The organism is uncultured Planococcus sp. (assembly GCF_947501725.1).
GTDB lineage: Bacteria > Bacillota > Bacilli > Bacillales_A > Planococcaceae > Planococcus > Planococcus donghaensis_C.
In genome coordinates this window covers 25,232-40,219 of record NZ_CANMXD010000012.1, presented here as the reverse complement: position 1 = coordinate 40,219, position 14,988 = coordinate 25,232, and the positions used below count along the sequence as shown (strand labels likewise).

Below are 14,988 nucleotides of genomic sequence, written 5' to 3'. Positions count from 1 at the left end.
GTCTGATGATGAAAAAAGCAATGTTTATATTGAATCCGTCTGCCGGAAAAGAACGCGCTTCCGAGTATCGTGGGCAGGTGGAAGAAACGCTCGCTTCAATGGGTTATGAGGTTGATACAAGAGAAACACAAAAGGCAAAGGATGCGACACATTTTGCCGCTGAAGCATGTGAAAAGAAATATGACTTTGTTGTAGCGATGGGTGGCGACGGAACAATCAATGAAGCTGTGTCCGGAATTGCGGAACAGCCGCATGAGCCTTTATTTTCTTTGATTCCACTTGGTACCGTCAATGATTTCGCGCGGGCGTTAGGAATTTCCCTGGATCCGCCCGAAGCTATTGAAGCACTTAAAACCGGCTATGAAAAACGGGTGGATATTGCCAAAGTCGGCAAACATTTCTTCATGAATATACTGGCAATCGGGGATATTGCGGAATCCACATACGACGTGGATCCGGAGCAGAAAACCAAATTAGGGGCATTGGCTTATTTCATTGAAGGGGTAAAAGCCATTACGGCGGATACAGAAACTTATTTTGAAATTGAACATGATCACGGCGTGTGGTCTGGAGAAGCAAAACTGGTATTGGTCGCTTTAACAAATTCAGTAGGCGGTTTTGAAAAATTAGCCCCGGAAGCCCTGACGGATGATGGCTTGCTGCATCTGTATATTGTGAAGAATGCAGCGTTGCCTGCTTTTGTCCGCATTGCGACTTCAGTGATAAGAGGCAAGCTGGAGGAAGATCCGGCAGTGGAAGCGGTTCATACGACAAAAGTGTCCATAAAAACAACGGAACCCTTGTCCTGTAATATTGATGGGGATGAAGGTTGTATGACGCCTTTTGTCATTGAAATTCTGCCTCGCCATATCCGTGCGCTTATTCCGCCGGACAAAGATGAATAACAGAGAAAATATTGTATTATAAAAGTTGAGCTTGAAAGATCACCATTTTGTACAAGGTTTAATGGATCGCCAAACAGGAATTTAAAGCAAACTGTCTTATTTCTAGGGTTTGTTTTGGATTCCTGTTAAAATTGAGTTTTATGAAGTAAAAATGAAACCTTTTTCAAGCTATTTCGTTATGTATAGTATAAATTTTGTATTAAAATGTTACTGATGGCATAAGAAAAGGAATTTAGTACTAGAGCAAATTACACAAAAAAATTACAAAAACAGAAGCATAACTCTATTATTTTGTGGTATTTCAGTATATAGTTGAGGGAATGCTGCAAAAACTTGGATAAAGAAAGACGGGGAACCCATGAATATTATTACAGCACCATCCATTCAAGAAACCATTTCGAAAATATTTATGAACGAAACAGAAAATTTAAACCAAATTGAAGGGTTGGATAGATTTTTTGAAATTGAAACACAATTGATGTATGAAATTCATCACCTTGAAAAAGAACGTGCAAAAGAGACCTTGAGAGAATTGATCGATATGCTCTCACTCCGTTCGGAAAAAGACATCATCCGTTCTATCCGCAATTACTACATCATCCTATCTTCCGTTATGGCGCGCAAACTTTACGAAATGCGTGTACCGCCCAAAAAAGCATTTGCTTTCAATTCAGCGTGTGTGGAATTAGTGGACAAGCACATGAATGATTCTGAATTCATGTTTGTGGCAGATGAATTGATCGAATTCTTTGTGTCGATTATTTCAGAACGCAAACAGCCTTCTTTTGGACATCAAACTGTCAACAAAGTTGTCATCTACATCAACGATGAAGTGGAACGCGATTTGTCAGTTGAAGAAATTGCCAAGCATTTCAATATTTCGACAAGCCATCTCTCCCGCATCTTCAGAGAACATGCGGGCATTACGCTTGTTGAATATTTGAATGTACGTCGTGTGGAAGAATCTCAATATTATCTTCGCCACTCGGATAAAGGGATTTCAGATATTTCGAAGCAGTTCCATTTCTGTAACCAAAGTTATTTTACACGGATCTTTAAAAAGTATACTGCCGTCACACCGAAGCAATTCCGTGACAGCCAGCACATTCCGTATTTCCGCTATACGTTGCCGAATGCCAAGTAAGGAGAAGCAATTCTCCTTTTTTTTCTTGCTTACTTTCCGTCTTGATCGAGCAAATGGAGTGCCGTAATTTTGTCACAAAACTTAAAAAATCCAATAGTGTTCCCTCCATGGATTGAATTTTCCAGCGCTTATCGTTATACTTCTTAGTAGTTGAAAAAGGTGAAGGTGACTAATTTGAAAAAGAAAATTACATTATTAATGATGATGGCGACAGCCGTTGTTCTATTGAGTGGTTGTTCGGCTGTTGAAAACAAGGAAGGGTTCTTCTATTCCATCTTTGTTAAACCATTTGATTTCTCGTTGGATTATTTAGGCGGATTATTCGGCGGCAGCTACGGCATGGCCATTGTTGTCATTACGATCATCATCCGTTTAGTATTGATGCCTTTCATGCTGCGCACATATAAACGCCAGCAAGGAATGAAAGTGAAAATGGATAAGATGCGCCCTGAAATGGAAGATATCCAAAAGCGTTTGAAAGAAACAAAAGATAAAGAAGAACAGATGAAACTGCAGCAGGAAATGATGGGTCTTTACAAGAAGCACGAAGTGAACCCGTTGAACATGGGTTGTTTGCCTGTCGTTATCCAAATGCCGATCATCATGGGTCTTTATTTTGCTATTCTTTACTCACCGGACGTCCGTTCGCACGAGTTCCTTTGGTTTAACCTCGGGTCGCCAGATGTGATCATGACCTTGATTGCTGGAGCAGTTTACTTCTTCCAGGCAAAAGTTTCTTTATGGACAATGCCTGAACAGCAGCAAAAACAGATGAAACTATTTGTTTACATTTCCCCAATCATGATCATGTTCATTTCGTTCACATCGATGGCGGCTTTACCGGTTTACTGGGCAGTCGGAGGGATCTTGTTGATCATCCAGACTTTCATTGGCCGTAAATTCTATTCGAACCATCCTGAAAAAGCACTTGAAGCAGTAGAAGAGAAGAAATAATACAGAAGGAGCCGGCAGTTATTGCCGGCTTTCTTTATTGGGGGATAGCTGCATGAATATGAAACTTCTGCAAGGAATCGGAATTGCACTTTTGAGTATCACTGCGTTGACCTGCTTGATATTCGGCTACCTGGAAGTAGCGGTCTTGTTCATGACCTTATTGTTCGTTCTGACAAACAGTTTCCGTTACCGCCACATGAAGGCGCAGGGGATGCACCGGGAAGCCAAATGGATGCTGGGCATGTCCATTATTTTCGGTTTATTGTTTTTTATCGTGTTAGCTACTATTTTAGTGTAGACGAAAAAACAGCGCGATCTCATCTATTGAGATTGCGCTGTTTTTATATATTCGTGCTTTTCTTTCATTCGCTCTTCCAACAGTGTATCCAACTGATTCATTAAGGCCTGGATATCACGTTCCGATATTCGATCCAATGTTTCCATCTCCTTATGCGTTTATACTTATTTTTTCGTAAAAAGCGTATGTCTTATGGGGGTGATGAGTTAATATAAAAGAAGTTTATTTATGGTAAATAGTCCCATTATTCAGAAAGCTGAATGATTTAAGACAAAATAGACTGTTTGTATTTTAATAGTTGTCTTCAACTCTCGAAATAGGATGAAAGCACAGAAGAAAGCGCTGCTTGTTAAAGGAAGAAATTCACCGATAAGAATGGTAGAATAATAAAGACGTTGATAGAAGGAAGGCCTTGGCATGAAGTTTATAGATAAAGGAAAACAAGCTAATAAAAAGTTATATATTAAATGGATGGTGATCAGTTTGTCAGCAATTATGGCTGCTTTAGCAGCAATGTGGTTTTATATACATGACTGGAATGTTGAACAAAGCATGAAAGCGTTGGCGGAGGCTGTGGCGATTGAAGAACCTGCTACAGAAGCCCCGGAAGACGAAGCGGTGATTCCGGTTGAACCTGAAGAAGAGGAGCCGGTTGTAGAAGAGGAACCGGCTGCAGAAGAAAAAACGGATGCGACGATTTATCCGGCAGACAGTGCTTTGCCTGAAGCACCGACCGTGATTAATGGCGTCCTGCTGGCAAATAAGCAGCATCCGTTGCCTGCAACTTACGCGCCGGGAGAAGTGCCGGAAGCGCGTACAGCTTTTGAAACCATGAAAGCGGCGGCGGCTGAAAACGGCCTCAACTTGTCAGCATTCAGTACCTATCGCGATTTTGCACGGCAAAAACAATTATACGAAGGCTATACAGCAAAGGATGGCCAGGAAGCGGCGGATCGATACAGTGCACGCCCTGGATACTCAGAGCACCAGACAGGTCTTGCGTTTGATATCGGCGAAGCCGGAAAAGAACAGCATTGGGCTTCTGCATCATTCGGTGATACAGAGGGTGGCAAATGGTTGGCAGCCAATGCGCATGCGTACGGATTTATCCTTCGTTATCCAGAAGGCAGTGAACACATAACGGGCTATATGCATGAGTCCTGGCATTTCCGCTACGTAGGAAAAGAGGTTGCTGCAGATATTCATCAAAAAGGCATTACCCTGGAAGAGTATTTAGGGGTTCAGTAAAATAAAAAACGTCTCCGGTTTTATTCGGAGACGTTTTTCTATGGTCATAAATACCTTGGAAAGCTCTTAGTAATTGTCACAGAATAGGTGCCAGCAAACGGGCGATGGATTCTTTGGTTTTGATCATACGGGTGCGATCTAAATACATCATATATGTCAATTCGGTTGAAAGCTTCATATCCCGATGAAAGAGTTCTGCAAGATCTGTGGATACTTTTTCATCATAAATAAAGGCGTTCACTTCAAAATTCAATTTAAAGCTTCTGACATCAATATTGGCAGTACCGACGGTGGACGCCTTATTGTCGATGACAATCATCTTGGTGTGCAAAAAGCCGTTATCGTAGATGAATACGCGGGCTCCAGCTCTCAACATTTGGCCGGCGTATGAGTAGGTTGCCCAGTAGACGAATGGATGATCGGGCTTGTTGGGTATCATGATGCGCACATCGATGCCCGATAAAGTTGCGATGCGTATAGCATCGTAAAAACTGGCGTCTGGTATGAAGTAAGGGGTCTGTATGTAAATATACTCTCTTGCTAAGTTAATCAGCTTCAAATACCCATCTTTGATTTGCTCCCATTCCTCGTCGGGTCCGCTGGAGACAATCTGCATCGATGTGTTTCCTTTTTCCTGCTTTAGCGGGAAGAAGGATTCATGGTATTCGATATCATGGCGTATAGAAGCCTGGTTCCAATCCCGGATAAAGCGTGTCTGTAAAGGATACAAGGCACTGCCTTGGATGCGCAGATGCGTATCCCGCCAATAACCGAATTTCCGGCTCAGCCCAATATACTCATCCCCAACATTAAAGCCGCCGATATAACCGATTTGCCCATCGATTACGACGATTTTCCGGTGATTTCGGTAATTCAGGCGTGGGTTAATGATTGGTAAAATTGAGGGGAAGAAAGTTTCAACTTCTCCTCCGGCTTCTATAAGGCCTTTAAAATGCCGTTTACTTAAGCTTCTGGAGCCCATATCGTCATATAGTAACCGAACCTTAACGCCTTCTTGTGCCTTGAGGGTCAATGCATCGACAATTCGTGTGCCCAGTTCATCCAATCGGAAAATATAGTACTGAATGTGAATATGGTGTGTGGCATTTTCAATGTCCAGGATAAGGGAATCGAACTTTTTTCGTCCATCATTAAAAATTTGGACGCTGTTATCCTGGGTCAGTAAAGCACCGTTATTGCGCAGATGCAGATAAACCAGGTCCGTATAGTTTTTGGCGTTGGGGTCTTTGAACTCAAACGCCCCGTCGTTCAATTCATTCATTTGGTGTGCGATCCGGCTTTCAATCCCGATCCGTCTGCTGCCTTCCCATTTGAAAAGCGTTTTTTTGCGCAATTGTCTTCCTAAAAGAAGGTAAATGAAGAACCCGAAAATAGGGATGAAAAACAAGACCAATAGCCATGCCCACGTAGAAGAGGCATCTCGTCTTTCAAGAAAAACCAGCGCCGCTGCAAGCGCGATATTGAATATGAAGATCGCGGCTGTTAAAACACTGAAAATGGTTACAGTCATTGGAATTCTCCTAACTTATAAATCTTCGATCACCAATCGAACCAAGGAAATCAATTTCTTCCAGTCTCTCCGATGATTCTCCGCATTGAATTGTTGCCTCAACGTACAGCCTATTCCTGGAGAAAATCCAACGCATAGGCGCATTTTTATTTTACCATTGTTTGGCTAAAGAATAGAGAGCAAGGCGGTGGATGCTCCACAATGGACAACGATATCAAAAATAGGGGTAGTTCAAGTATAGACTAACGGTGAGAGAAAGAAGAAACATGCTGAGTTGAAAAGCAGATCAACTTTTTTAAGTTGTAAAATAGTGAATTTAAAAAATCGCTTCAGTACAACAGATGCCAGCTCAACATAGTTGAATTAATGGGAGAAATGTCTTTCCTAATTTAAATAAGAGCTTGAATTTAAAAAAATCCGGCCTCTTTGTAAAATCAAGGCCGGAAATCTTAACTTAAGTGTTCTTCTTGTTTTAATTGTTCGACGATGCCTTCCACTTCCTGGCGGCTCATCTTTTCTTTTCCGGATTTCAATGCTTTTAACGTGCTGTGGGCTAACGCCAAAGGAACTTTACAGAACATCAATATCCGCTTGTTCTTGATCGGTTTGACGTACAGGTCGGCTTTCGCCAAATTGTCTTTAGCGTAGTTGAACATATCTTCACGTGTCCAGCCTTCCGGTACGAATGTCACGCCCCGCTCAAAATCTTCGTCATAATTCCGCAGCATATTGACCGCCTGCAGCCCGCGGCCGAAAGCGATGGCATGATCGGGGTCAGTTTCCGTTCCGTCAAACCAGTGCCAGATGTCTGAGAGCATAGTGCCGACCAGACCGGCTACGTAATACGTGTATTCATCCAGATCTTCTTTTGTTTTGATGACCCAGTCTTTTTCGACCCATTTGGACATGCCACCAGCCATAATGGCGGTGGATTCCATCACTTTTCCTTTTATCTCTTCGGGGCAAACGCTGATCCAGTCAGCTAAGCGCATAGTGACAGGTGGAAGGAGGTGTTCGTAAGGAGTCACAAGTTCCAAATAACGTGCCTCATCAAACTCTGTTGCCAACATCTGTTGAATGCTGCTCAGCAGGTTGATCTTTATCTGGTCCTCAAGCTCTGGATGGTCTTCAATTTCATCAATTGCCCGCATACAAAGATAGGCGGAGCCGACAGTCTTTTTTAAAGTAGGTTCCAAAAAGCTGATTGGGATGAAAAAGGTCCGGCTAGTTTCTTTTAGCATAACCAAGGACTCTTTTTGTAGATTCGAAACTTTGCTCATCTCAATTTCCTCCTGTTATGGATTGACATTAACTGATTTTATGTAGGTAAACTCTTTTGATTATAAAATGGCTTCCTACTAAATATAAACCATATAGGTAAAAAAACAAACGATTACCCGTAAACTCATCACTTGAAGAGAAAATAACCCCTTTGAACAGGTTTTTCATGCTCAAAGGGGGAGGGGGTTAATCCGTATGGAAATGGTTCCATGCTTCATGGATGCCGCCTGCAAACTTCTGCTTGGCCCGATAGATGGATGGATGTTCGGACTGTTCAAGCAACTCAGGCTGGGCATTGCCGACGATGACAGAAGGGAAGCCGAGCGTCAACATTTCGACGTCGTTCCCGGAATCACCAGCTACCAACAATTTGGCTTCTGACAGCTTGTATTTATCCAGGATATACTGGAGAGCCTGCCCTTTGCCGCTTTCGGCTGGAAGAATATCGACATCCCGACCGCCACTGTAGATCAATTTGTATGGAATACCGGCTTTGGTCAACTTTGATCGAAAAGTCTCCACGACAGTAGAGTCGGAAGCGAAATACGAACAACGGTTGGTGATGGGCAAATCCTGCGATGTAAGACCCGGAACCTCGCTTGCGATAGACTCTATTTTTTCAGGCGTCCAGGATTTTTCCAGCCGTCTGCTCCACTCCAGGTCTGGCTCCAAACGATCGCCTATGTATATGCCAGTTCCCACGTCTGTAATCAGCACGTCGGGAACTGGTAGATTTTCTTCTTCTATAAGAGACAAAGCGGATTGATAATGGCGCCCGGTAATGTAAACCAGAGAAACCTCATAGGTCTGGCTGCCGTAAAAATCCAGCAGCGCCTGTAAACTGCTTTTATCGCCGACCAATGTCCCGTCCAAATCTGTTGCTAACAAATGCGTTGCTCCGTGCACCGATGATCACCTCATACAATGAATTTATCCGTTTGGAAATGGAATCCCAGTCGAAATCCTTACGTGCAATCTTTACCGCTTGGCGGCTTAGGCGTTCCGTCAACAGCGTATTCGCAGATAGGACTTCCATCGCGATTGCCAAATCGATTTCATTTTTCGTTTCAACCAACAGCCCGGTAATGCCGTCCTGCACAACGTTCTTCAATCCGCCGACGTCTGAAGCGATGACAGGGCTGCCGCAAGCCTGTGCTTCTGCAGCGACCATTCCGAAAGATTCGTAGAAACTTGGTACAATCGTTGCGGTTGCAGAATTGAATAACAATGCCAATTCGTCTTGAGATTGTGGTCCCAGGAACTCGACCCGATCTTCAATGCCTTGCAGGGCATCCCGTAATTTTTTGTCCTTAGGCAGTTTGGTTTCCATGTCGATGGATTCTGCATCTCCGCCTGCGATGATCAGGTGTGGCGTATTGGAAGAATCGGTTCTTTCTGCCAGCAATTGAAAAGCTTTCAATAAAGTGAAAATGCCTTTGGTTACTTCCAGTCTCCCGGCAAAGACAAAGAGAGGGTTACTGTAGCCGAATTTTCTGCGTAAATGTGTTCGGTTGCCACGCACTTTGAATGCCTGGTCTACTCCGATGGGGATAACTTTGATGGGAGAAGGAGAATCAACAAAAGTTTTGATCAATTGTTTTTCATTATTGGTGGTAGCCAATACTTGATCGGCGTTTTTCAAAATTGCCTTTTCCGCATTGATGCGGCGCTGATCATGAACTCCTGTTGCTTTTTCTTTTGCCCATCCCAGTGAGTGTGCGGTATGCACATATGGCAGGCCAAAGTCTTTCTTCAGTTTTTTGCCGATTAAGCCTGACAGCCAATAATGTGTATGAACAATATCATAGGAATCAAGGGTCAATGTACTTTTCAGTTCCTCATAAAAAGCTGGAAGCATGGAATACATTTCATCTTTCGAAACGAATCCTCTATGGCCAGCTTCAAGTCTGATGACACGGCATGTGTTTCCGAATGTCTCTATTTGAGGGGCTGAAGAATCGCACCAATGAGTGGCGACATCAACTTGCCAACCTTTATCTTCTAATGCAAGCGCTAATTGTTTTACATAATTATTTTGTCCACCCGCTTGTTTGCCACCGAGTTTCGCTAAAGGATCACCATGATCCGAAATAAACAAAGCTTTTTTATTCATCAAAGCTCAACTCCTTTTTATCGTACTAAGGCTCTTAGTAAACAGAGACCGCTTAATAAGTATACCCGTCTAAAATAAATCTAAACATCGTATTTTGAATTTTCCTTCATTTGAAATTACATGAAAACCAGCAAGAAACACAGGACTGTAAACCCCGCTGTTTCTTGCTGGACAATACTTTTATTTTGTATGAACGTATTTTCCGTGCGCTGGGACAGCTTCCTTCTGGAAGTTCTCGGCCAGGGAAACCAGTCCCCTGGCCAGGGCTGCTCCTCTTACCGGTTTGCCATGTCCTGTTGCAGCAATGGAAGGCTCAAGATCTGCCAACTTGCAAACCGATTCCCAAGCGGCTCGCCAGTTTGTTGTCAAATAGACGGGCGGCCCATGAATTGCTTTTTTCTGGCGCAGCACTTTATAGAGTGAATCCTGTTTCACTGTAACAAAAGCGTCTCCGGCAATCAGGACCCGGCCCTGCTCCCTGAACAGCGAGACGTGGCCTTCTGAATGTCCAGGCGTATGAATCCATTGCCATCCCGGCATTCCCGGAACACTGCCATCTGACGGCAGCTCGTGAAGATGCGCAGAGATGTCGATGGCTTTGACGGGGAAAATCCCGGATATTTTGGCCACTACGCCGCCTTGAACGGAAGTATCAGGTTGTGGATAATCGGTTGCGCCTGTCAAGTATGGAAATTCGAGTGGATGGGCATAGACCGGAACATTGTATTGTTCCAAGATGTCGATCAGACTGCCGACGTGGTCGAAATGGCCATGTGTCAGAATGATTGCTTTCAACTGGTGGTCGGGTCCAAATCGATTTTCTGCGGCCTTAAGGATTTTGTTCGTGGAATGCGGCATGCCGGCATCGACCAATACCCATTCATTGCTGACTTCCGGATTTCCGATAAAGAAGACATTTGCGATCTGTACAGTATAACAGTAAACATCGGGGGTCAACTCAATCCCTGATCCGCTTCGAATGGATGTCATAGGCAAGATACTTTCGGTTGCTGAACTTCTTTCCATAAAACTGATTCCTCCTCTTGTGAACTTCCGCTGACTTTCTATTATATGCTTTACCCCCAAAATCGAAATTCAAATCCGGTGGCTGCTAAATTCATGAAATGGGTTTGAGTCTCCTCGCTGACTCGATTAGAATGAAGACACGAGACTTTTTGAAACTGGGTGTTTAAATGAAATCATTGATAATTATCGGATCAGGAATATTAGGGGCCTCTGCTGCATATCATGCGGCAAAGGCAGGAGCATCGGTGGTGTTGGTTGACCGTGGCGATAAAGGACAGGCAACAGGAGCTGCAGCAGGAATCGTCTGTCCATGGATCTCACAGCGAAGAAACAAAGCCTGGTATGGCCTGGCGAAAAATGGTGCCAAGTACTACCCGGACTTGATTCGGGAGCTGGAAGCTTTAGGGGAGGCGGATACAGGTTATAAGCAAGTGGGCATTGTCAGCATCCATGAAGACAGCAAGCTGGATAAGATGGAGCAGAAGGCTTATGAACGGCGATTGGATGCTCCGGAAATGGGGGATATCAAGCGGTTGTCTCCAGATGAAACAAGAGAGCTTTTCCCATTTGCGACAGAAGAGTATGGATCATTGTGGGTCAGTGGGGCAGCCCGTGTCGATGGCCAGGCAATTCGCGATGCGTTGATTTCCGCCGCCGTCAAATTGGGGGCAAAACAGCTGACGGGCAATGCTGAGCTGTTGATTGAGGGATCGCAAGTCATCGGAGTGACAGTAGATGCCGAGGATTTGCTGGCGGATCGGGTCATTTCGACAGGAGGCGCATGGGCAGCGGAATTATTCAAACCTTTAGGAATGGATCTCGATATTGTTCCGCAGAAAGCCCAAATTCTTCATCTGCAGGCGGAAGGGCAGCAGACCGGCAAGTGGCCGGTTGCTATGGTGCCTTATGGACAGTATATTGTCCCGTTTGATGATGGCAGGATCGTTGCGGGGGCGACGCATGAAAATGGCGCTGGTTTTGACGACAAGCTGACAGCAGAGGGCATGCACCACATTTTGGATAAAACGCTGGAAGCAGCTCCGGGTCTCGGGAAGGCGGAAATTGCCGGAGCGGCAACCGGCTTTCGTCCCGCTACAACCAGTGCGCTGCCGTTTATCGGCCAAGTTCCCGGACAATCCAACTTCTTTGCGGCGAACGGTCTTGGGGCATCAGGTCTGACGGCGGGTCCTTATCTGGGTGGCCAGCTGGCAAAGCTGGCGCTCGGGGAACCTGTTGAGATCGATTTAAGTCTTTACCAAGTAGAAGATGCATTCAGGAAGTGAAGGGGGCGGACAATTGTGTATTGGTGCAAGATTGCCCGGACAAAAAAAGAGTTCGATGAAATTGCGCGGCTGAACTATGAAACTTTTGTCGAGGAGATTCCACAACACCAGGCCGATGGCAGTGGCATGCGTACCGATCCATTTCATGAGCAGAACACGTATTTGATTGTCCTCTCGGGAATGGAAGTGGTGGGGATGATTGCACTGCGGTCTGAACGGCCTTTCTCCCTGGACCTGAAGATCGGAAAAGTGGAGGGTTTTTTGCAGGATGTCGGGAAAATTTGTGAAATCCGCCTGTTGGCTGTCCGTAAAGCGCATCGTAATGGACGTGTCTTTTTTCTTTTGGCGCGGGCACTATCCGATTTTTGTTTGGAACAGGGCTTTGGATCTGCAATCATTTCCGGCACCACCCGCCAATTGAAATTATATGGCCAGTTAGGTTTCCAGCCGTTTGCCGAGCCGGTGGGTGCAGGCGAAGCTGTATTTATCCCGATGGTCACCACCCGCCGGCAGTATAGCGATTCTGTTGCGGCAAGGCTGCAGGCGAAACGCCGGCTGTTCGTGCCAGGTCCTGTTGCGTTGACTGAGCAGCTCGCAGCGCCGTTCCAGGAGCCGCCCATTTCCCATCGGTCCGCAGCTTTCCATGAAGTTCGTCTGGATGTCGACCGCCTGCTCGTTGAAATGGCGGAATCCACGCCTTACCTGCTGGCCGGAAGCGGAACCTTAGCCAATGAAGCGATGCTCGCACAAATCAAGCGGCTGGATTCCAAAGGCCTGATTTTGGTGAACGGCGAATTCGGCAGAAGGCTGGTCAAGCAGGCAGAACGTCTTGGATTGGATTACACGGTGGATAACGCACCATGGGGGCAGGCTTTCGATTTTAAAAAGACAACAGAACAGCTGGAAACAGGAGACTATGGATGGGTGCTTATGGTCCATGGTGAAACTTCGACTGGGCAAATCAACGATTTTCGCGCCTTAGCGGATCTCTGCACACAACAAGGAATCCGGTTATGTCTGGACTGCATCAGCAGTTTTGGTGCATTGCCATTTTCGTTGAGGGATGTCTGGTTAGCGACAGCGGCGAGCGGAAAAGCGGTCGGAACGATGAGCGGAATCGCCATTGTTTTTGCACATCACGAGATTACGCCGGATAGCAAGCTGCCAAGCTATTTTGATTTGGGCCTTTATGCTGAAGATGTGCCTTTTACGTTTTCTTCAAGTGTGTTGGAGAGCCTGAAGCGTGCATTGAGCGCTTATCCCGATCGCTATAAACTTTTGGATGGACGTTTCAGAAAACTCCAGGAAGATACGAAGGACTGGCCAGCTCTCGCAGCCGGCTATCCGACGTCCCGGACTTTTGAAGCGGAAGAGGAAACCGGTTTTCTGACACAGGACGCCCATCTTTCCGGATTTGAGCTCCATTCGACGAGCGGCTATTTAAAAGCACGGGATTTGTTTCAAATCTCCTGCATCCAGCCGGAATTCGAAAAGGACTGGCAGCAATTCCTCGAATTCCATGAAATTTATCAACGCTACCATACGACTGAAAAAGCCCGCCATATGTGATGGTGGGCTTTTGTGCCGCTCGGTTATCTGTTGTTCGGCGTGCTGTATGATGTGGTGCCGGCAGAATATATTGTAGGTGCGAGCAGCCTTTGCTTGATCGCGTTGACCAGTTATTTGATGCGCCCGTCTATCCTGAAAGAAGCGCATCCTGAACTGCAAAAGAATCTTTCGAATCAGCCAGAACCTCTGTAAGTTGGAGGCGCTGGCTTTTTTTATGATCAGGTTTAGTTTGTAAGAATAAGGGAAAATCGTAAAATAATCTGAGAATATAATGGGAGGGAAAGGCTATGGATAAAAACAAACCAGAAAATGTACCAGCGCAGGAACAGGAGCGGCAACCGGGATTTGAGACGAAAATGGATCCAAAACCCGACTTTAAAGGGAATTTAGCTGGCCAGGCGCACCGGCTGCCTGATAAAACAGCGTTGATCACCGGTGGAGACAGTGGAATTGGACGCGCCATAGCTCTTGCGTTTGCAAAAGAAGGAGCAGATGTGGCCATTGCCTATCTTGATGAACATGAAGATGCGGAAGAGACGAAGAAATTCGTTGAACAGGAAGGGCGACGCTGCCTGCTGATTGCCGGAGATATCGGAGATGAGTCTTTTTGTCAGGACGTGATCCGGAAAGTGATTGATGAGTTCGGCAAGCTGGATGTGTTGGTCAATAACGCAGCAGAACAACATGTCCAGCAGTCTTTGAAGGACATTACAGCAGAACAGCTGGAGCGGACATTCCGCACCAATATTTTCAGCATGTTCCATTTGACCAAAGCAGCTCTGGATCACTTGAAGCCGGGAGCATCCATCATCAACACGACTTCCATTACGGCTTTCCGAGGAGAGCCGACACTGATCGATTATTCATCTACAAAAGGAGCGATTCTGGCATTCACACGTGCCTTATCCGGTTCTCTTGTAAAAGAAGGAATTCGAGTAAACGGTGTAGCACCAGGCCCCATCTGGACACCGTTGATTCCTGCATCTTTTGATGCTGAAACGGTAGAAGGCTTCGGTACCAGTTCGCCGATGGGGCGTCCAGGACAGCCGGACGAATTGGCGCCGGGCTATGTCTACTTAGCCTCCGACGACTCCTCCTACGTAACAGGGCAGGTCCTTCACATAAATGGGGGGTCGCCTTACTAGGAAAAGCGGAAGCGCCCGTGTAGCTCTGCCGGGCATAAGACGGACCGGCGAAGCGGCGCTCTTTGCCGTACAGCAGGGCCGGCTTATGACCCAAAGAGCTGGCCGCTGGAGTCTGGACACAGAAAAGCGGAAGTAGCCGTTAAGCTCCGACAAGCGCTGGAAGCCTTGCCGGTAATGGCGTTCTTTGCCATTGCTGGAAAGGCTGAAGCGACTCGAGGGGCTGGCTGCTGGAGTCTGGACACAGAAATCGCCTGCGTCAGTCAAACTCCTCTAACCCTAAGGCAAAAAATCAAATATATAAGGTGAACTAAAGAAGTAACATTTATATGCCATATCGGCGGCTATGGAAGTGCTAAGAACAATGCTCCTCCGCATACTCTGTCGCAGAGGTGGACCAAATTCTTATGGCCCACCTTGGTTCCCGCGTTAAGTCGAGAAGAACACTCGCTTTATTTCTCCATCTCTTTCTGAGCTGCACCGGCGCTGGAGAG

At 45.8% G+C, this 14,988-nt stretch carries 14 protein-coding genes; 9 read left to right on the top strand and 5 right to left on the bottom strand.

Annotation, left to right across the window (positions count from 1 at the left end):
- Positions 1 to 8: 8 nt before the first annotated feature.
- From Q0785_RS16570 to Q0785_RS16550, 5 genes are all read left to right on the top strand, one after another.
- The gene (locus Q0785_RS16570) at positions 9 to 905 is read left to right on the top strand and encodes a diacylglycerol kinase family protein (RefSeq protein ID WP_298832477.1); all 897 of its coding nucleotides are present in this window, start codon (positions 9 to 11) and stop codon (positions 903 to 905) included.
- A gap of 358 nt (positions 906 to 1,263) precedes the next feature.
- Entirely contained in the window at positions 1,264 to 2,049 is a 786-nt protein-coding gene (locus tag Q0785_RS16565; RefSeq protein WP_223636935.1) for a helix-turn-helix domain-containing protein, read from the top strand.
- Positions 2,050 to 2,223: 174 nt separating this feature from the next.
- Positions 2,224 to 3,003 (top strand): membrane protein insertase YidC, encoded by a 780-nt coding sequence (gene yidC, locus Q0785_RS16560; RefSeq protein WP_223636933.1) that lies wholly within the window; start codon positions 2,224 to 2,226, stop codon positions 3,001 to 3,003.
- 52 nt (positions 3,004 to 3,055) lie between these two features.
- Entirely contained in the window at positions 3,056 to 3,301 is a 246-nt protein-coding gene (locus tag Q0785_RS16555; RefSeq protein WP_298832471.1) for a hypothetical protein, read from the top strand.
- Between the two features lie 417 nt (positions 3,302 to 3,718).
- Positions 3,719 to 4,549, top strand: a complete 831-nt coding sequence (locus Q0785_RS16550) for a M15 family metallopeptidase (protein ID WP_298832469.1) — start codon at positions 3,719 to 3,721, stop codon at positions 4,547 to 4,549.
- Positions 4,550 to 4,625: 76 nt separating this feature from the next.
- Here the strand turns inward: Q0785_RS16550 and cls are convergent, their stop codons facing one another.
- From cls to Q0785_RS16525, 5 genes are all read right to left on the bottom strand, one after another.
- A complete protein-coding gene (gene cls / locus Q0785_RS16545; protein ID WP_298832468.1) occupies positions 4,626 to 6,080 on the bottom strand; it encodes a cardiolipin synthase in 1,455 nt (484 codons plus the stop codon).
- Between the two features lie 449 nt (positions 6,081 to 6,529).
- Positions 6,530 to 7,360, bottom strand: a complete 831-nt coding sequence (locus tag Q0785_RS16540) for a phytoene/squalene synthase family protein (protein ID WP_298832465.1) — start codon at positions 7,358 to 7,360, stop codon at positions 6,530 to 6,532.
- Between the two features lie 187 nt (positions 7,361 to 7,547).
- Complete coding sequence (locus Q0785_RS16535; RefSeq protein ID WP_298832463.1) at positions 7,548 to 8,249, bottom strand: HAD-IIB family hydrolase; 702 nt, start codon at positions 8,247 to 8,249, stop codon at positions 7,548 to 7,550.
- Positions 8,209 to 9,474 carry a glycosyltransferase gene (locus Q0785_RS16530; protein ID WP_298832461.1) on the bottom strand — a complete coding sequence of 422 codons (1,266 nt, stop codon included), beginning with the start codon at positions 9,472 to 9,474 and terminating at the stop codon, positions 8,209 to 8,211. Before Q0785_RS16530 ends, Q0785_RS16535 begins: the two co-directional genes overlap by 41 nt.
- A gap of 180 nt (positions 9,475 to 9,654) precedes the next feature.
- Positions 9,655 to 10,500: an MBL fold metallo-hydrolase gene (locus tag Q0785_RS16525; protein WP_298832459.1), complete on the bottom strand. Its 846-nt coding sequence runs from the start codon at positions 10,498 to 10,500 to the stop codon at positions 9,655 to 9,657.
- A 167-nt stretch (positions 10,501 to 10,667) separates the two neighbouring features.
- On the opposite strand from Q0785_RS16525, the gene Q0785_RS16520 reads away from it, so the two are divergent.
- From Q0785_RS16520 to Q0785_RS16505, 4 genes are all read left to right on the top strand, one after another.
- Positions 10,668 to 11,783: an FAD-dependent oxidoreductase gene (locus tag Q0785_RS16520; RefSeq protein WP_298832456.1), complete on the top strand. Its 1,116-nt coding sequence runs from the start codon at positions 10,668 to 10,670 to the stop codon at positions 11,781 to 11,783.
- Between the two features lie 15 nt (positions 11,784 to 11,798).
- Positions 11,799 to 13,352, top strand: a complete 1,554-nt coding sequence (locus Q0785_RS16515; protein ID WP_298832454.1) for a GNAT family N-acetyltransferase — start codon at positions 11,799 to 11,801, stop codon at positions 13,350 to 13,352.
- A 12-nt stretch (positions 13,353 to 13,364) separates the two neighbouring features.
- The gene (locus Q0785_RS16510; RefSeq protein ID WP_298832451.1) at positions 13,365 to 13,544 is read left to right on the top strand and encodes a hypothetical protein; all 180 of its coding nucleotides are present in this window, start codon (positions 13,365 to 13,367) and stop codon (positions 13,542 to 13,544) included.
- Positions 13,545 to 13,639: 95 nt separating this feature from the next.
- Positions 13,640 to 14,497, top strand: coding sequence for an SDR family oxidoreductase (locus Q0785_RS16505; RefSeq protein ID WP_298832448.1), 858 nt, complete (start codon positions 13,640 to 13,642; stop codon positions 14,495 to 14,497).
- Positions 14,498 to 14,988: the final 491 nt, after the last annotated feature.